Source organism: Alteromonas lipotrueae, from assembly GCF_019249255.1.
GTDB lineage: Bacteria > Pseudomonadota > Gammaproteobacteria > Enterobacterales > Alteromonadaceae > Alteromonas > Alteromonas lipotrueae.
Genome location: NZ_JAESDJ010000001.1, coordinates 310,825 through 329,056 on the forward strand (window position 1 = coordinate 310,825; position 18,232 = coordinate 329,056).

The window sequence follows — 18,232 nt, forward strand, 5'->3', positions numbered from 1 at the left end:
TTAATTAAAAAAGCAACTGCGTTTTTTCAGACGGAATCGTGCGCTGGCTTAACTGGATTAAGCCGCTATCTAATATGAACTGGTGCGCTGTTAGAACCGGAGTATGCAATAACTATAAGCAGTGAAAATCTTGTGTTTAGGTTCACGTCGTCTGAAAAAAACATGGTTGAAAACTTACAGGTTATTTCGAGTGTCGTTTTTTCTAGACTCGAATCGTGGAAAGTAACTGATTAATTTAAACATTCTTTGTTTGAAACCAAACCCGCTCAGGCGGATTTGCATTCAATGGGGAGGATTGTTCCCGTTTCCGCTCTGGACGCCCAGAGAAATGTTGAAGTGTTACTAAGCTATCTCACCAAATTTCATTTCAAGCACAACTTGCATAAGCCTCGTTCTATCCGAGGGAGTGTGGAAATAGCTTTTAGGCGTTTTTGATTCCAGAATGGGAACGTTGCTATTTAGCCATTCTTCTCTGAGTGCAGGGTCATCGATAAGGTCGGCTATTTCTGCCTCTAACGCTTCAAGTGTCACCTCTGATTTGTTGTGCTGAGCCATTTCTATTCCCCATTAATCGGTAAACGCCTTGTAAGTGTAGCAGGTAAAATAGACAGAAATGATTCAATGGCTGATGCTACTCGTCGATAGCCATTTTAACGCGTGGAGGTCTTCGATGTGTTCTACGGTTACGGTAAACACTTACTGATTAACGATAGTCATCAGTTGTCGTTTTTCAAAAAGTGATTGCCGGCAGTAAACACAAAATGAGCACCAGACGCTACACCAACTTGGTCTGTTTCGTCATCATCGGTAACAAGCCGTTTCTGAATAGCCTACCGCTTGCGCGACTTTTAGTTTTTGCGCATTAGACAAGCCATCAACATTCAAGACAACACCCGCAGGGTTCCCGACTTTACCATTTTCAGTAAAGGAACTTACCAATGCAACATCGATATTCATCAATAGTCTCTTTTCGATTTTTTGGCCAATGTGTTAGGTATTACTCAGGATGAATTCAGTGGCACTAAAATTACATTTAAAAGAAAATGCTTTTGGAGTCTCGCCATTACTCCGTAGATATTCTAATTTTTCTACCGCCTCTTCAAGTGAAGGGATGTGACCTACTGGAATCCACCATAAAACATAAGTATCTTCGGGAATTTCAAAAAACCACTCTTTTTTACGACTAAGGAAGTCTTTATGGTGAGTTCTAAACATAAAGTTCTTCAACGCATCGACCGAATCCCACACTGACATATTTACGATAATATTCGGATCTGAAAAAGCTTGAATTTCAGTAGCATTTCCACTGTCGTCCTTTAATCGCCAAATAAAGCCGCTGCTTGATTCTGCTATACGATTAACAGGGTCTAAATTATCTACGAATTCTTTAATCTCAGTAGATTCTAAAGAATACTTTGCTTTGGCAATATTTAATTGTGCAAGATGCATATGAGTTCTCTTTGATGTCTACTAAGTTCAGGTGCAGCATATCGTCTTGGATAATAGGCGGACGTATCAATTTTAGCGAGCGTCTAGTTATGTGATTTCTATAACCCCCTCTAACGTTTCGCGCAACACCAACATTTCTTGCCTACAACCCTGCAGATTATAACTTACAGAATGAGCATTCATAAACCCATGAAGATACAAAACTAGTCTACATTTTATGGTGCTGTTGCAGCCTAACTTATCCATTAGTTCTTTCACTGAAAAATACAATTCTGATGCTGGGAATATAAGGGTAGTACGAAATGATGGTTAGTTCTTCCAAAAATGTCGGAAACGATGATGCTCTTCATAAATAGAAGTGACAGTCCTTGTAGCGATAAAAGTAACGACCAACCAAACTATGACTACACTATACACAAGTGCTAAAGTGAAATTGGCATTAGCAATGTTTGGGGGACTCGCTAACCGTGTATTCAATCTACGTTAAAGCACCCTTGTAGTTTATCCATTAATACAACAAGTTGCTTCGCTTCAGTTTTCGACATGCCATCCAATTTACATAACATTTGCGCAGGCACATCAAGCGCTTTCAGCTTGGCATTTTCACCTGCTTTCGACAACACAACTCGGCGTACACGCTTATCATGCTCATCTTTGACCACACCCAATAACCCTTTTTGCTCTAGCTTTTTAAGGATCAGTGTCATAGCGCCGCCGTCTATCACGGTTTTAGCGAGTAGCTCGGCAATGGTCACATTAGACTGCTCCCACAAAGCCATCATCACTACATACTGTGGGTAGGTAATATCAAGGCTTTTCAGCAGTGGACGATAGGCGCGAGTAAACGCATTAGATAGCGTGTAAAACCGATGGCACAACTGGCTTTCTAACTTGAGCGAATCGGGCCTAAGTGCTTCTGATGAAAGCGCTTCAGCCCCGCAGTCGTCGGGCATATATTCATCAAGCCTAGCGTTATCAGACATGAGTGCTCCTAAAAGGGTGTAAAGGGTATGATTAATATTTTGCATGCAAAAGACTTGATCTACAAGCCGCATTAGTGTTAATTTATTTTGTATGCAAAATAAATTTGCATTTCTTATTCATTATTTATGTTCAACAGAATGCTCACTATGAGCAAGGCAAACGAGGATTTATACAATGCACACACTTCAACAGGTGGTTTATACCGGTACAGCAACTGCAACAGGTGGTCGTGAAGGTACAGCAAAATCAAGTGACGGAAACTTAGATGTAGCCCTTTCAACACCAAAAGCATTAGGTGGAGCGGGTGGCAGTGGTACTAACCCAGAGCAAATGTTTGCAGCGGGCTATTCAGCGTGTTTCATTGGTGCGCTCAAGCATGTAGCTGCTGCGGAAAAAATCAAATTGGGCAGCGATATTAGTGTAACTGGCGATGTATCTATTGGGCCCATCGAAGTAGGCTTTGCTATTGCAGTAAAACTGAATGTCGACTTAGGTGATATGGAGAAATCTGCAGCAGAAAGCCTAGTGGCAAAAGCGCATCAAGTTTGCCCCTACTCAAATGCCACTCGTGGCAATATTGATGTGCAAATTTCAGTAGCCTAAAACGTCTACTACTTGCTTCCTCCTTACTCCCTTTCTCACCGAATTATCGCACTGCAATTTACAGGTGAGGGAGGGCGTGAATCGTCAATTTAACTTTTGGTGTCGTTGCTTGTCGTTTTTGGGCTTAAGCAATAGGGTACTTCTTTGTTATTATGGAAAAGACAGAAAAAATAACTGGAAGTATTATGAAGAATATAGGCTGGGTAGCCATTTGTGCGCCAATGTTGTTTGCGTGTAGCGAACAACCCTCAAAAGAAACTAAAACACCATCTGCGGTTTCTGATAGCGCCGATAGCAAAGTAGCTGCACAGAGCGCAGTATCTAAAGTTGATGTGGTTAGTGAAATTGAAGAGGGTAAAGATTACCACTCATTCGCGAATCCATCAGAAGTGCGAGTCACTCACTTAGATTTAGACTTAACGGCAGATTTTGAAACGTCAAAATTATCCGGTAGTGCTACGCTAGCGGTTGAACGCAGCGCGCCTAGCTTTAACACGGTTGTTCTTGATACTCGTGCACTGGATATTACATCGGTAACGGTAAACGGCGATGCAGTGCCTTTTACTATGGGCGACGCCGATCCTGAACTTGGTACGCCGCTATCTGTTGAGTTGCCTGAAGGTGCTGATAAGCTAACTATCGTCTATTCAACGTCGCCTGAGGCGTCGGGTGTACAGTGGTTAACGCCAGCGCAAACTGCCGGAAAACAACATCCTTTCTTGTTTACCCAAGCGCAAGCTATGCATGCGAGAAGCTTTATACCGCTACAGGATTCTCCTCAAGTACGGGTAACCTACACTGCCACTATTCATACGCCTGAAGACTTATTGGCAGTGATGAGTGCTTCAAACGACCCCACCACTGCTCGCGATGGTGAATACGCGTTTACTATGCCGCAGCCTGTACCGTCTTACTTAATTGCATTGGCAATTGGTGATTTGAAATTTAAGCCAATGGGCAAGCGCACGGGCGTTTATGCTGAACCTAGCGTATTAGATGCCGCGGCAAAAGAATTCGAAGATACTGAAGCCATGTTAGAAGTCACGGAAAAAACCTATGGTCCGTATCAATGGGATCGCTACGACCTACTGATTTTACCGCCTTCTTTCCCGTTTGGTGGTATGGAAAACCCACGCTTATCGTTTATTACGCCTACCGTCATCGCTGGCGATAAAAGCTTAGTATCGCTTATTGCTCATGAGCTGGCGCACAGCTGGTCGGGCAATACGGTTACCAATGCTACGTGGCGCGACTTGTGGCTAAACGAAGGTTTTACCACTTATTTAACTTACCGCATTATGGAAATGATATACGGCCACGACCGATTTAAAAAAGAAGCGGTGTTGGGGTATCAAGATTTACAAAACGATATACAGGCCCTAAACGAAGAAGATGAAATTTTAGCTATAGACCTTCGCGGCAGAAACCCAGACGATGTTTTCTCAAATATCCCTTACGAAAAAGGTGCGCTCTTTTTACGCGAAATTGAAAACAAAATCGGACGTGGAAATTTCGATGCGTTTTTAATGCAGTACTTTGAAGACTTCGCGTTTAAGAGTATTACCACCGATACGTTCTTGGCCTATTTGGATGAAACCTTATTGGTGCAATACCCAGATAAGCTGAGTAAAGTTCGTATTCACAAATGGGTTTTTGAACCTGGAATTCCTGAAGGTGCGCCAGTACCTGAATCGGATGCCTTTGATAAAATTGATACTACTCGCAGTGCTTGGTTAGGAGGCGACGAAGAAGCGGTAAATATAGATACAGAACTATGGACTGTGCATGAGTGGCTATATTTCTTGAACAATATGCCAAATGAACTATCAGCAAAGCAATTAGCTGCATTAGATACCGCATTCTCGTTAACCACCACGCAAAATAACGAAATAGCCCACAGTTGGTTGATGATTGCGGTGGCAAATGAATACAAACCAGCCTACGACAGATTGTACGAGTACCTTGTTAACATTGGCCGTAATAAATTAGTTAAACCGCTGTATCGCGAGTTATCGAAAACCCCAGAAGGTAAAGCATTTGCTAAACGTGCCTTTGAACAAGCGAGGCCGGGTTATCACCCGTTAACCATAAGAGCCAACGAGGGCTTTGTGGAATAAAAGCGATCTTTACAAGCCTTAAGGCGTAGAACTAATTAGGTATTATTGGTAGCACTAGCGGGATGGTTAGCGCTACTGATAACTGATATTACCGATGTAATTGGTTCATGTAGCTAATACGCAATTAAGGAGACTGTATGTATACGCAAAAACTACAACCTGATTCCTCATTTCCCGATGTGCAGGTAACACTGAGCACTGGTGAGGCCGTTTCATTAAGCAACAAACGTGAAGGTTGCGATTGGAAGATGGTGGTTGTTTACCGTGGTAAGCACTGTCCAATTTGTACCAAGTATCTAAACGCGCTTGAAGACTACAAAGGGCGTTTGTTAGCGCTAGGCGTTGATGTAATCGCGGTATCTGCTGACAGTCAATCTCAGTTGAATGAGCATCTTGAAGACTTATCGATTACGTTCCCTATTGCTTCGGGTTTAAGCGAAGATGATATGAAAGGGTTAGGTTTGTATATTTCTGTGCCTCGCAGCGAAAAGGAAACCGACCATAATTTCGCTGAGCCTGCCTTGTTTATTTTAAATCAAAACAACACAATTCAAATCAGTGAGTTGGCGAATGCACCTTTTGTACGCCCTGATTTAGAACAGCTGGTATCCGGATTGGAATTTATTCGCGACCCAGAAAATGATTACCCAATTCGCGGCACCTTTAACGGATAGTTAATATCGCCGCTATATGGAATGTTTAAGAACAAAAAGCCCGCTGAGCGGGCTTTTTAATGCTCGTCATAAATTCTCGTTACATATTTTAGATAAGTGCTGGGATTACCAACAATGATTAGTCATTGTCAGAGCGCGTTAAACTAATAGCCATGGCAGCAGTTTTTTCTTGAAACTCGTCGATGGCGTGACTTGGCAATTGCACATCAACGGTAACGTGCTGTGCATAGTTACACCTAACTACCTTGCCCGAAAATTGTTCGCATAAATGCCGGATAAATTGCTCGTGCTTAAAATCGATATTAATAGAGACATCATAAAGACGCACTTCTTCTCGCGTGGGAAGTTGTTCCATAGCTTGCTGCGCCGAGGCTGAGTAAGCTCGCACTAAACCACCTGCACCCAACTTAATACCGCCAAAGTAGCGGGTAACAATCACCATGACATCGCCCACACCTTTGTGCTGTAAAACATTAAGAATGGGTTTTCCGGCTGTGCCACTTGGTTCGCCGTCGTCGGCCATTGCTGCGCTGGATGGGGAATGGGGATTACCAAGTAAATACGCCCAACAATGATGGCGAGCATCTGGGTATTGTTGCTTTACATTTGCGAGGTGTGCCATAGCGGCTTCGCGGCTATCGGCGAAAGCGGCAAAGGCAATAAACTTACTTTTTTTAATCTCGTACAGGGTTTCAATCTGTTGAGCGGGGACGGGATACGACATCACGTCATTGTAACTGAATTTCGCGTTAGGCTAAATACAGGTACAACAACGTTTTGTGTTTTACTACTTTACTAGAAACTACTTTACATTAACGTAGAATGCCTGAAACCGTTTCCGATACGTTTGTCGCACCTTTAAGGATTTCATCCATCACACCCTGTACTTGGGTGATTTGCTGACTGTTAAGGTCTACGTTGTCCTTCACTACTGCCATTTTGCTAGTCGATTTATTCGCAAGTTTGCGGTTTTCAGCCACTACAGATTCAATTTCTACTGTTGAATCACTAGTACGCTGTGCAAGTTGACGAACTTCATCAGCAACTACGGCGAAGCCACGACCTTGCTCGCCTGCGCGGGCCGCTTCAATAGCAGCATTCAGTGCAAGAAGGTTGGTCTGATCGGCAATTCCGCTAATTGTGGTTACGATAGTTTCAATTTTCAGCGATTGCTCACTGAGTTCGTGCATTAACTTATTAGTTTGATCAACTTCGTCTAACGCAACTTGGAATACATCAATACTACGTTGAAGAGAAGAGGCGCCATCTGAGGCAATTTGCGACGTTTCTTCTGCGGTAGATACAGCAAGCTCGGCGGCTTGCGCAATAGCATGCTTTTCTTGAACCTGGGCGGTAACATCTGAAGCAAACTTAATTACCTTCACCACTTTTCCCGCGCCATCAAAAACGGGGTTGTACGTTGCTTCGAGCCATAAAGTTTCTCTATCAGCGTTGATACGCTCAAAACTTCCCGAAGAGAATTGACCACTTGCTAGGTTTTGCCAAAACTGTGGGTTGTTCTGATAAAAGTCGTCTTTACAGAACATGCGATGGTGTTTACCTTTGATCTCATCAAGACTGTATTTAACGGTCGCGGTAAAGTTTTCATTGGCAGTAACAATGGTGCCATCTGGTTCAAACTCGATAACGGCCATCGATTTGTTAAGTGCGTCGGTAATAGACTTTCCAGAAAATAGTGCATTTTCTTGCTCGGTAACATCATGATAAACAGCATGAATTTCAACGCCGTTATTATTTACCACATTTACATAGCTGGCATTCAGCCACTTTGTTTCGCCGGTCTCTGCTTTCATCGCAACGGTATTCGTGTAAGATTCTCCATTTACCAACGACTGCCAAAATATACGATAATCGTTATCACTCTGAATACCTGGGACACGAAGATCTTTGTGGTTGAAAGAAGTCGTAGCCGTATTGGGGCGCGCTAAAATATTTAAAAGCGGAGACGATGCAAACAGACAATCTCCTCTTTCTGAATAAACCGCGTACGCAAGGTTATCTTTCAATGCACTTAGCGTAGCTGCTAAGCTGGCGTTCTCATCCGTGAGTGAAGCAACTTCCTTATTATATCGTGAACTGGATACAAACATGATGGCTCCGTTAATCTCTAATAAAGTACGGAGAGTATAGAACGGATAATTTTAAAGCGCGTTTAGACAATAGATGAAATTAGTACTTTTTTGGGTATGTCATTTAATAACTAAACGTTCAAAATTACTATTTTTTTATACTTGAACACTTTTTATCCATTTTTAACTGCATTTTAGAGTCAACTTACATGAAAATTCTTCACACCTCAGATTGGCACTTAGGCCAAAGTTTCTTTACTAAAAGTCGCAAGAATGAACATGAGCAATTTTTTAAGTGGCTGCTTGGGGTGGTTGAACAAGAAAATATAGATGCTGTTGTTGTGGCCGGTGATATTTTTGACACTGGTACACCGCCAAGTTACGCACGGGAGCTGTATCATCAACTAGTGGGTGATTTTCAGGGGATGGGATGCACTTTAGTGGTATTAGGGGGCAATCATGACTCGGTGTCGGTATTAAATGAAAGCAGGGAGTTACTGTCTTACCTAAACTGCCATGTTATTGCTAGCACCTATGGCGATAGCGAAGCGCAAGTACTGCCTTTACACACCAGGGGTGGGAAAATAGGCGCAATACTGTGTGCTGTGCCTTTTATCCGTGCTCGGGATGTTTTAAGAAGCGAAGCAGGAGAATCGGCAATTGAAAAACGTCAGGCGCTGGGCGAGGCTATAAAGCAGCACTACGTCAACCTTTTTCAGATTGCGTTAGATAAACGCAAGGAATTGCATGTAGAAGTGCCAATTATTGCCACTGGACACTTAACGGCTTTAGGGGTGAGTCAAAGTGAAAGTGTGCGCGACATTTATATAGGAACACTAGAGGGTTTTTCAGCCGAAGGGTTTCCTCCGGCAGATTATATTGCGCTTGGCCACATTCACCGACCCCAAAAAGTGGCAGGGTGCGACCATATTCGATATTCTGGCTCGCCTCTTCCGTTAAGCTTCGATGAACTAAAGTCACAAAAACAAGTATTGATAGCCACGTTCGAAAACAAAACATTAGTGCAGGTAGAAAGTAAACCTATTCCCCGCTTTCAAGCGATGGCAGTTTTACGAGGTAACTTAGAGGACATTGAGCTTGCCTTAAAGCAAAACGAGGTAATGCAAGCCGCAAGCGCAGAGCACCCTGCATGGCTGTGTATTGAAGTAGAAACCCAAGATTACTTAACCGACCTACAGCAGCGTATTCAAGCATTAATAGATGACAAGCCCGCGGAAATTTTGCAATTAAAGCGAATGCGTAAACAAAGAGCCAGCGCTATTTCAGCAGAAAATAAGGTTAACTTAAGTGAGTTGTCTGTGCATGAGGTTTTTGATGCAAGATTGTCACTGGAAGCGTTTGAGTCTGACGACGACCAACAACGCAAACAGCGAATACAAACCTTGTTCGAGCAGGTGGTAGACGATGTGCAGTTATCACATAAGGGCAATGAAGCTGCAGATAATGCCAATGCTACCGATGTGAACAGCGCTATTGATGAAAAGCAAAATAACGCACCTGTTAATACCTCACCTGCAAGTGAGGGGAACCTATGAAAATTCTTACCCTTAGGCTCAAAAATCTAAATGCTTTAAAAGGGGAGTGGAAGATAGATTTCACCCAGTCTCCTTTCATCGACAACGGTTTGTTTGCCATTACCGGCCCAACAGGGGCAGGCAAAACTACATTGCTTGATGCTATTTGTTTAGCGCTTTATCACCAAACGCCGCGCTTGGGCACTATTTCGACTACCTCGAACGATATTATGACCCGTGGTACGTCAGAGTGCTTGGCTGAAGTTGAATTCGATATAAAGGGCAAAGCGTATCGCGCGTTTTGGAGTATGCGGCGCGCTAGAGGGAAGGCTGATGGTAATTTGCAGTCTGCTGACGTGGAATTAGCAGAAGTAGAATCTGGCAAAGTGTTGGCCACCCAAGTCAGACCCAAGAGTGAAGAGATTGAACGCCTGACGGGTCTTAACTTTGCGCGCTTTACAAAATCAATGATGCTCTCCCAAGGCGACTTCGCGGCCTTTCTAAATGCAAACGAAGGCGATAGGGCTGAATTATTAGAAGAGCTTACTGGCACAGAAATTTATGGTCAGTTATCTCAAGCGATTCATGAGAAATATAAGGCAGCAGAAACCACAAAACGGGAATTCAAGCTAAAACTGGAAGGCGTAGCATTACTCAGTGAAGCGCAACATAGCGAACTTAGTTCGCAGCTGGACCAATTTAAAACCCAGCTACTTACTGTAAATACCGAGATTGTCTCGCTACGAGAACAGTTGCAATGGCAACAGGCGTGTGAGCAAAATCAACAAGAGCTTACTAAGGCGAACGCGGCATTAGTTGAAGCAAATAACATTTTCGAGCAGGCAAAAGGCGAACTAGCGCTATTAGTTGCTGGTGAGCCGGCGGAATTGCTTCGCTTACCCCACTTGGCTCTTAGTCAGCTAAGTGACGATGTGCAGCGTATTGCCAACAATCTCAGCCTGAAACAACAGCAACTGCCAGGTTTAGAAAGCCAGCAACAAACTCGGCAGGCCGAATTTGAAAGCAGTGAGGCGAACTTTACCAAAGCAAGAGCCGACCAGCAGCGTATTGAAACCCTGATTAACGAACAAATCATTCCGATTGATACTGAAATCAATAAGCTTACCAATCGCATTGAGACAAACCAGCAGTCGCTAGCTGATGCGAAAATAAAGCAGGGCCGAGCGCAAGAAAGCCAGCAAGCATACTCTGATGAACTTGAAGGTAAAAAGCGCACGCTGGATGAATCAACCACCTACCTTAATGTTCATGCGGCAAATGGTAAGATGGCAGGCGAAATCAGTGGCTGGAAAGAAAAAGCGGCTCGATTTAGCGATGACGAAAGTACGCTAGCGGAAATAACCAAGAAAATAACCGCAACGCAGCAGCTTAAAGACGGTGCCGTGGCCGATTTAGCTGAGAAACAACACGCCAAAACTAATGTGGTGGCGTTACATCAACAAAGCGCAGATAACGTTTCACTGTGTGAATCTAGCCTCAATCAACTCCTTAGTGATGGTGATACAGCCAGCGTTAATGCAGATATCGCAGTGCTTAATAATAACTGGCCTGTTCTTGCGTCGTGCGAACAATGGCAGCGGCTTTATATCAATCATAAAAATAGCCATACTGAAAAGTCTGAAAGACTAACGTCATTGTTATCCAATATTGAAACCCTTGAACAAGAGCGGGCAGAGTTAGTGGCTAGTTATAAAGCCACGCACAGCCATTTAAAAGACGTTGAATCGTTAATTAAGTTAGATGCTGAGCTTGCACATTTACGCCAAACGCTCTCGCAAGGCGAGGCATGCCCCTTGTGCGGTGCCACTGAGCACGATGCTTCTTTGATGAATATTGATGTGCCTGAAACCATTGCCAAGCGCGACGAACTAACCCGCTCACTTGAGAATATAGAGAAACTAGGTACGCAAAAGCGAGAGCAAATCAACACCGCCGAGTTCGAAAAACAGCAGTGCGAGAAGATAATTGCAGAGGCGATAGATGCCTATTCTCAACTTGAAGCCGACTGGCAAGGGGCAATGACGTCTTTGAAGGATAGCGTTGTTATTTCAGATGTTGAGTCTTTTCACCAGCTTCAGCTGAACTGCAAAGCACGTCAATCTCGCTTAAACGCCCAGCTTAGCAATATACGCGCTAGCGAGGAAAAATTAGCCGAAGCCAAAAATAAGACGCTTTTGCATCAACAGCAAATAGAATCAATAAACAGTGAGATGGCGCTTTTAACGGCAAAAGTCTCGCAACTAGAAGGGCAACTAGACGACTTCCACACGACTAAATCTAGTATTGAGACCGCACTTGCCCATAATCGCCGCACGCTTATTGATGAGATTGAAAGCGTGGGTTTAACACCAGATGCCAATATCACTGAATGGCTTGCTCAGAAACACAAGGATGTGGAAGCGTTTCAAGAGAAAACTCGTCTGCACAGTACCTTGTCTCACGAGTTAAAAGCCCTTAAAGATAAAGTGGTTGAGCAAAGTGAAATTAAAGCGGCTGCAGATAAAGAAGCCCAATTATACAATACACGTATTCAAGAAATTGAAGCCCAGCGTGAAGCGCAACGTGCTAAACGTTATGATTTGTTCCCCCAAGGGGATATTGGCGCTGCTAGACGTGAAATTCAGCACACCCTATCAGCAAAAGAGCAGCGCTATAAAGAATGTGACACTGCCCTTCGCGAGGTGCAACGAGCGTTAGAAAATACTACCGCCCAACTAAAAATACTCACTGCAGAGTTAGAAGAAAAACAACAAGACAAGGAAGCAAAGCAAGTCGAATTCGATTCCGCATTAAGCCAAAGCCCGTTTGCTGATGAAACCGAATTTTTAAGTGCATTATTGCCCTATGAAGAACGCCAGCGTTTACTTCAAAGGAAGCAATTAATTGAGCGTGAGCAGCAGAATGCGCAGTTGTTATTAAATACCGCCACGCAAAAGCACAGCACTTTACTAGCACATGAGCACGCCACGAAATGGCAACAATCGACTGCAGAAGCGACACAGGCAAGTTTGAATGAGAAAGATGATGAAAAAGATCGGTTACTGGCACAACAAGGGCAACTATCTCAACAGTTAGAGAGTAATAGGCAGGCGATTGAAAAACAGCAAAGCTTAATCAATGAAATGCGTGAGTTTGAAACATCGTATGATGATATTGCTTATTTGCACTCTCTTATTGGCTCAGCCAGCGGCGATAAATTTAGACGATTTGCACAAGGCTTAACGCTAGATAATTTAGTTCGTTTAGCCAATCAACAACTCGATAGGTTGCACGGGCGTTACCAGCTTACCCGCAACACAAAAGACAGTTTAGGTTTGAGTGTATTAGACACGTGGCAGGGGGATGTGGTGCGCGATACTAAAACCCTATCGGGAGGCGAAAGCTTTCTGGTGAGTTTAGCGTTAGCGCTGGCCTTGTCTGATTTAGTGAGTTTTAAAACGAGCATAGATTCTCTTTTCCTTGATGAGGGCTTTGGTACGCTAGATGCCGAAACTTTAGATGTTGCCTTAGATGCATTAGATAACCTAAATGCTAGCGGTAAAATGATTGGTGTTATTAGCCACATAGAAGCGATGAAAGAGCGTATTCCTACCCAGCTTAAAGTGATAAAGCGAAATGGCGTAGGGTTAAGCGCGCTGGAAAAACGTTACTCTGCGACAGAAAATTGACGGATATTTGGCAGGTTCTATTTTTTGAAGCTACACTAAAAATAGCCTTTAATGGACTATCGCATACAACACGGCGGTTTTAGAGGTGATGCCGACTAATCTGTGTTGTAATTTTAACGGCGCATATTGTTTAGTCAGGGTGAAGTTTATAAGGTAATTCCATGCAAATTGGATCTTGCATCAGTACAGATTGTTGGGGGCGAGTAACCTTCCATGTGCGACCTGAATGTAAGAAGGTCAGTAAAATTACTGATGGCAGTTTTGTGCATTTTTATCAGTGAGAGTGTGTTCGCGTCGTGCGTTATTACCTCACCATTAAACAGCAAAGTGGGCACACCTATTCCAATGGTGAAAGGCGAGCAGCGTTTAACACTAAGCTGTGATTTAGCACACCCGCATATATTCCATTTTCCCCGCAACTTCATTAATAAATCCGAGCTGTATCGGTTAGAGGTTGATGCTTCTGTAACCGGTACCTTAGATACCCAGCGTTCAGCAGCACCTACTTTAACCCAGCCAATCGAACTGCCGAGCGCGCGGCACGCCTATATGCTTCCCACTGGCGCAGCGTCTTACTACTTAGATATAGAAGCCCAGTTTGATAGGGCGCTGTACCCCAGTATATCCTCAGTGCCTGATTTCTACGCATTTAATACCATACATACGTTAACACTGAGTGCATTTGCAGGCTTCTGCTTTGCCTTAGCAATTTATGTTGGGGTGCTGGGCAATAGCATGCGAAGTCTTGGGTTCTATTCCTACAGTTTCTACGTGGCGAGTGCGGCCATCTTTTTCTTGTTGCAGGAAGGGGTAATTTACACCTTATTACCCAATGTGCAGTGGTTAAATAGCATTCAGCTAAGTGTATTTTTTGCCGGGCTGACCATCTTTGCTTCTTTGCGATTTTTAGATCAATTGCTCGATTTTAAGGCGTTGCTAAAAAAGTGGCAAAGAAGCGCACTGCACTATTTATCGCTAATCATATTAGTTTTGGTGAGCGTTCAGTTAGTGTTAAGTAGTGATGTAAGCATGATGATAAACAAGGTCATGTCGAAACTAACTCTGGTTATCATGGCTGGTATTTTATCAGCCATACTTTATGCGGCTTATCATAAAGTACACTGCGCAAAGTTAGTATTATTGGGGGTGTCGATAATAATGGTTGCTATGCTGGCTAGGTTCTATTTGAAAGACTTCAGTCCGTTCCTTCAGCGCTATGGGCTTATCATAGCAGTAACAATAGAAGCGTTAATTTTTGCTTTCGCTGCAGCGCAAAAAGTGAAAAAGCTTGATAATGACAGGATGGCAGCATTTAAGCGTGCCGCTACGGATCCGCTGTGCCATATTCTCAATCGCGACGGGTGGCAAGGGGCGGCAAAAGTACTCTTGGATGACTTTAATCGACACGGTGGTTACATCACCTTAATGTTTATTGATGTGGACAATTTCAAGCGAATTAATGACTCATTTGGGCATCAATCAGGCGATGATGTACTGCGTATTTTGGCTAAAATTCTCAAACGCCAATGTCGCGAACGAGATGTGGTAGGTAGGTTAGGCGGCGATGAGTTTGTGGTGTTAAGTTATTGCCACAGCCGTAGTCAGTCTGAACGGTTGGTGGGGCGAATTAAAGCGCGCTTAAGTAACCTAACTATTCAAACGCCTAATGCTCAAATTCCCGTTACGGCGAGTGTAGGCGGAGTGATAACTGATACGTCGTGCAAGAACTTAGATGCCTTGCTTCAAGAGGCTGACCGCCTAATGTATGAACAAAAGAAAGCGCACCACACTAAAGTATCACAGCCCATCTAACACTATCCAATATCAAGAGGGCGCTAACTTAATGAGCACTGGCTTATTGAACTGGCCTCTTCAAATAATACAATGGTGTTTCACATTAGGCTTATATACCTTTAAGCATTCTCACTAACATCAAAAGCGGTAACCTAATAATTGAATGTCTTTTGCGAAGTGGTTATCCACTAAGCGCTTTAGATCATCCGTGTAATACCCTTGATAGCGGCTTCTGTCTGTTGCTTTACGTTTATGGGGAAGTATCGATGTGGGAATGGACAAGTGCGAACAGATAGCATCAAAGTCTTCCTGTAAATTTTCGTAGTGTCCGATAAAATCAGTTAACAAATTGCCTTGTAAATCGACAAGATAATCGCTTTGCAATTGTAGTGATGTGTCTATGTGGTATTGATATGGACGCTCAGGATTAAATTTCCATCGCATAAAGCGCTCGAAGGTATCATGACCTTTCATCACTTGAGGCCGTTCGCGTTTAATATGATGGTAGGAGCTTACTTGCAAGTCCCAAGGGTTTCTCACCACTGAAAACTTATACAATCCATGAAAGTATTCTTCAGGTAGCATTTCTTTTGCCGCAATAATGCGAGAATGGCGGGGAAAGCGGCTACCAATCTTGTGACCACAAAACTGACTCACTTTATTACTGATAAATTGTGCTATGGCGTAGCGGTGTCCCCAGCGATACTGTGAAAGTGCCTCTCGAATACTCGTGCCCCCTGTTTTGGCAATATGTACAAAGAGAAACTGTTTATTATGAGAAAGTAGCACCGGATAAATTCCTTGTTGAAGCTGATTTTAGGTATCAATACAGTCTGGCGGTTAATTGTGACAACTAGATGGATGTCTGAGCCATACCTAATTGGGAAAAAAGTTGGAGTAAAAGTTGAAATAAGAGGTGGGTCAAAAGGTGGTGAAAAAGATGGATCAAAAGACGGAATAAACGACACAAAATGACGAGATCGGATGGCTTTTGCTTTTTGTTGGTAGAGAGTAAAGCTATGATAAAATGCGGTTAAGTGAAGCGTTGATAAACTAACGGCGGCGCCAAGTGCAAGCTGATAAATGGCTTTACTTAGCACTCCTTATTGCCACTGATAGTAGCATGAAAATGGAACGTAAAATTAAATGGTAGATCAGAGTTTTTATATTGGTGTGGATGGCGGCGGTACTCACTGCAGAGTGCAGTTAGAGGATGAGCAAGGTAACGTATTGAGCTGCGCCGAATCCGGTTCCGCCAATATCATGACCAATCCTGTTGTCGCAATGCAGTCAATTATCGATGCTAGTGAAAAAGCCATTAGCGCTGCGAGTGAGCCTACAAACTCAGCAATCAAGCTCAATCAAATACACCTTGCCGCAGGGCTTGCTGGCGCAAATATTCCCAGCGCATTAAAACAGTTTCTCAGTTTAGCGCACCCCTTCAAAGCGGTAACGGTCATTAGTGATTTGCATGCAGCCTGTCTTGGTGCTCATAACGGCTATGCCGGTGCATTAATTATTTGCGGCACTGGGTCGGCGGCTACGGTTTTTACTGGCGCTGGTACCAGTACTCAAGCGCACGATTTTAAAGACAAGGGCGGTTATGGGCTGCCAATTAGCGACAATGCCAGTGGCGGTTGGTTAGGCCATGAGGCGGTTAAACACAGCTTTTTGGTGTTTGATGAACTTATTCCTCAAAGCCTCTTGTTTGCATCTGTCTGCGACAATTTATCCGTGTCAAACGCACACCAGCTGGTAACAAAAGTGGCGGACTTTAGAGGTAAAGAGTTCGGTGCACTAGCCCCTAGTGTGGTGAAGGCTTATGAAAGAGGTTGCTTGGCAGCCGGGGCACTTATTCAACAAGGTGCTAGCTACCTCAACGCTGTTGGTCAAACACTCACCTGCAAGACATCTAATGGGAAGACACCTAACGAGAAGGCATCTAATAAAAAAGCATTCACCAATAATCAAGATTTGCCCATCTGTTTAGTGGGTGGGCTAAGCCATGTATATCAGCCGTTGTTAAGTGCTGATATTCAATCAAAATTAATTACGCCCAAATCGTCACCCGAAGTCGGGGTTATTCAATACGCAAAACAAAAGGCAGCACTGGCTTAATGCAAACAATTACAGCACACAAAGTACTGACCAACGCAGGCATTCAGTTAAATAAAACGCTGTGTATAGAACAGGGCGTGATTCAAAACATTCGAGATGCCACAAAGGAAGAGCTTGCAGAAAAGTACGCAGGTACGCTTATTCCTGGGTACATCGATACACAGGTGAATGGTGGCGGGGGAATACTGTTTAATCATACGCCTACGTACGATGCACTAAAAACCATGGCGAATGCGCATTTGCAGTTCGGCACTACCAGTATGTTGCCTACGCTTATTACCGATAATGCGACGACTATGGCTAAGGCCGCTGATGCGGTAAGTGAAGCCATTGCCAACAATCATCCTAATATTGATGGTATTCATTATGAAGGACCATTTTTAAGCACCGCGAAAAAAGGGGTGCATGAAGAAAGCTTTATTCGTACGCCACATGATAGTGAGCTGGCGACTTTGTGCCGAAAGGATATTGGTAAGGTACTGTTAACGGTGGCGCCTGAAAGTGTGAGCCTTAGTTTTATAAAAGAAATGGTGGCAGAAGGAGTAGTGGTTGCATTAGGGCACACCAATGCTAGCTTCGAAAAAGTGAGCGATGCGCTTAACGCTGGGGCGAGTGGTTTCACCCATTTGTACAATGCAATGTCAGCGTTTACTTCGCGCGCGCCAGGCGCGGTGGGGGCAGCGTTGTTGTTTGATAGCGCTTATTGTGGGTTAATTGTGGATCATCATCATGTTCACCCTAAAAGTGCTGAGTTGGCCATAAAGGTTAAAGGCAAAGAAAAATTAATGCTGGTGACCGATGCTATGGCGCATGTGGGGAGCAATTTAAACACGCTTGCATTCTTTAATACCGAAATTAGGCGCAGTGGCAATAAACTCACCACCCCTGATGGCACATTGGCCGGTTCATGCTTAGATATGCATGGGGCAGTAGTAAATACCTGTAAAGATTTAGGCGTAAGCTTACCCCAAGCAAGTGCAATGGCCAGCAGTACGCCTGCAACCTTTATGGGTATGCAGAAAACACTAGGCAGTATCGCAGCAGGGCAATATGCGAATGTATTATTAGTAGATGACACTATTAAGTTAGCCAAGATTTGGGTAAAAGGAAGGCTTCAATAACCCAAGCTTCAAGCGTATATTACCCCAGTGTGCTGTGGATCAGCGTTCTGAGACTGTC

The 18,232-nt window shown here is 43.7% G+C and carries 15 protein-coding genes and 1 pseudogene; 8 read left to right on the top strand and 8 right to left on the bottom strand.

The window, feature by feature from the left end; all coding sequences use genetic code 11:
• Window positions 1-342: 342 nt before the first annotated feature.
• The 4 genes from KYS23_RS01280 to KYS23_RS01295 form a co-directional block, all read right to left on the bottom strand.
• Window positions 343-555 (bottom strand): hypothetical protein, encoded by a 213-nt coding sequence (locus tag KYS23_RS01280; protein ID WP_218417943.1) that lies wholly within the window; start codon window positions 553-555, stop codon window positions 343-345.
• Window positions 556-801: 246 nt separating this feature from the next.
• A complete protein-coding gene (locus tag KYS23_RS01285; RefSeq protein ID WP_201299237.1) occupies window positions 802-957 on the bottom strand; it encodes a PhzF family phenazine biosynthesis protein in 156 nt (51 codons plus the stop codon).
• Window positions 958-990: 33 nt separating this feature from the next.
• A complete protein-coding gene (locus KYS23_RS01290) occupies window positions 991-1,449 on the bottom strand; it encodes a DUF3291 domain-containing protein (protein ID WP_159528978.1) in 459 nt (152 codons plus the stop codon).
• Between the two features lie 473 nt (window positions 1,450-1,922).
• On the bottom strand, window positions 1,923-2,402 hold the full coding sequence (locus tag KYS23_RS01295; protein WP_218396283.1) for a MarR family winged helix-turn-helix transcriptional regulator: 480 nt from the start codon (window positions 2,400-2,402) through the stop codon (window positions 1,923-1,925).
• A 205-nt stretch (window positions 2,403-2,607) separates the two neighbouring features.
• On the opposite strand from KYS23_RS01295, the gene KYS23_RS01300 reads away from it, so the two are divergent.
• The 3 genes from KYS23_RS01300 (at window position 2,608) to KYS23_RS01310 (ending at window position 5,827) form a co-directional block, all read left to right on the top strand.
• On the top strand, window positions 2,608-3,036 hold the full coding sequence (locus KYS23_RS01300; protein ID WP_218396153.1) for an organic hydroperoxide resistance protein: 429 nt from the start codon (window positions 2,608-2,610) through the stop codon (window positions 3,034-3,036).
• A gap of 185 nt (window positions 3,037-3,221) precedes the next feature.
• A complete protein-coding gene (locus KYS23_RS01305; RefSeq protein ID WP_218417944.1) occupies window positions 3,222-5,153 on the top strand; it encodes a M1 family metallopeptidase in 1,932 nt (643 codons plus the stop codon).
• A 137-nt stretch (window positions 5,154-5,290) separates the two neighbouring features.
• The gene (locus KYS23_RS01310) at window positions 5,291-5,827 is read left to right on the top strand and encodes a peroxiredoxin-like family protein (RefSeq protein WP_159528984.1); all 537 of its coding nucleotides are present in this window, start codon (window positions 5,291-5,293) and stop codon (window positions 5,825-5,827) included.
• Window positions 5,828-5,945: 118 nt separating this feature from the next.
• On the opposite strand, the gene KYS23_RS01315 is transcribed toward KYS23_RS01310, so the two are convergent.
• From KYS23_RS01315 to KYS23_RS20960, 3 genes and pseudogenes are all read right to left on the bottom strand, one after another.
• Window positions 5,946-6,551: a YigZ family protein gene (locus tag KYS23_RS01315; RefSeq protein WP_159528986.1), complete on the bottom strand. Its 606-nt coding sequence runs from the start codon at window positions 6,549-6,551 to the stop codon at window positions 5,946-5,948.
• An 88-nt stretch (window positions 6,552-6,639) separates the two neighbouring features.
• Window positions 6,640-7,155: a methyl-accepting chemotaxis protein gene (locus tag KYS23_RS20955; RefSeq protein ID WP_420838746.1), complete on the bottom strand. Its 516-nt coding sequence runs from the start codon at window positions 7,153-7,155 to the stop codon at window positions 6,640-6,642.
• 15 nt (window positions 7,156-7,170) lie between these two features.
• Window positions 7,171-7,938, bottom strand: a pseudogene (locus KYS23_RS20960) (PAS domain-containing protein); the annotation flags it as partial.
• Window positions 7,939-8,126: 188 nt separating this feature from the next.
• Between KYS23_RS20960 and sbcD the strand changes: the two are divergent.
• The 3 genes from sbcD (at window position 8,127) to KYS23_RS01335 (ending at window position 14,953) form a co-directional block, all read left to right on the top strand.
• Entirely contained in the window at window positions 8,127-9,473 is a 1,347-nt protein-coding gene (gene sbcD, locus KYS23_RS01325) for an exonuclease subunit SbcD (protein WP_218417945.1), read from the top strand.
• Entirely contained in the window at window positions 9,470-13,141 is a 3,672-nt protein-coding gene (locus KYS23_RS01330) for an AAA family ATPase (protein WP_218417946.1), read from the top strand. The genes sbcD and KYS23_RS01330 overlap by 4 nt, the downstream gene beginning before the upstream one ends.
• 252 nt (window positions 13,142-13,393) lie before the next feature.
• Complete coding sequence (locus KYS23_RS01335; protein ID WP_218417947.1) at window positions 13,394-14,953, top strand: sensor domain-containing diguanylate cyclase; 1,560 nt, start codon at window positions 13,394-13,396, stop codon at window positions 14,951-14,953.
• A 120-nt stretch (window positions 14,954-15,073) separates the two neighbouring features.
• Here the strand turns inward: KYS23_RS01335 and KYS23_RS01340 are convergent, their stop codons facing one another.
• Window positions 15,074-15,724: a sulfotransferase family 2 domain-containing protein gene (locus KYS23_RS01340; protein WP_159528996.1), complete on the bottom strand. Its 651-nt coding sequence runs from the start codon at window positions 15,722-15,724 to the stop codon at window positions 15,074-15,076.
• 357 nt (window positions 15,725-16,081) lie between these two features.
• Here KYS23_RS01340 and KYS23_RS01345 point away from each other — a divergent pair, with 357 nt between their 5' ends.
• On the top strand, window positions 16,082-17,053 hold the full coding sequence (locus KYS23_RS01345; RefSeq protein WP_159528998.1) for a glucosamine kinase nucleotide-binding domain-containing protein: 972 nt from the start codon (window positions 16,082-16,084) through the stop codon (window positions 17,051-17,053).
• Entirely contained in the window at window positions 17,053-18,174 is a 1,122-nt protein-coding gene (nagA, locus tag KYS23_RS01350) for an N-acetylglucosamine-6-phosphate deacetylase (protein ID WP_159529000.1), read from the top strand. Before KYS23_RS01345 ends, nagA begins: the two co-directional genes overlap by 1 nt.
• Window positions 18,175-18,232 lie beyond the last annotated feature (58 nt).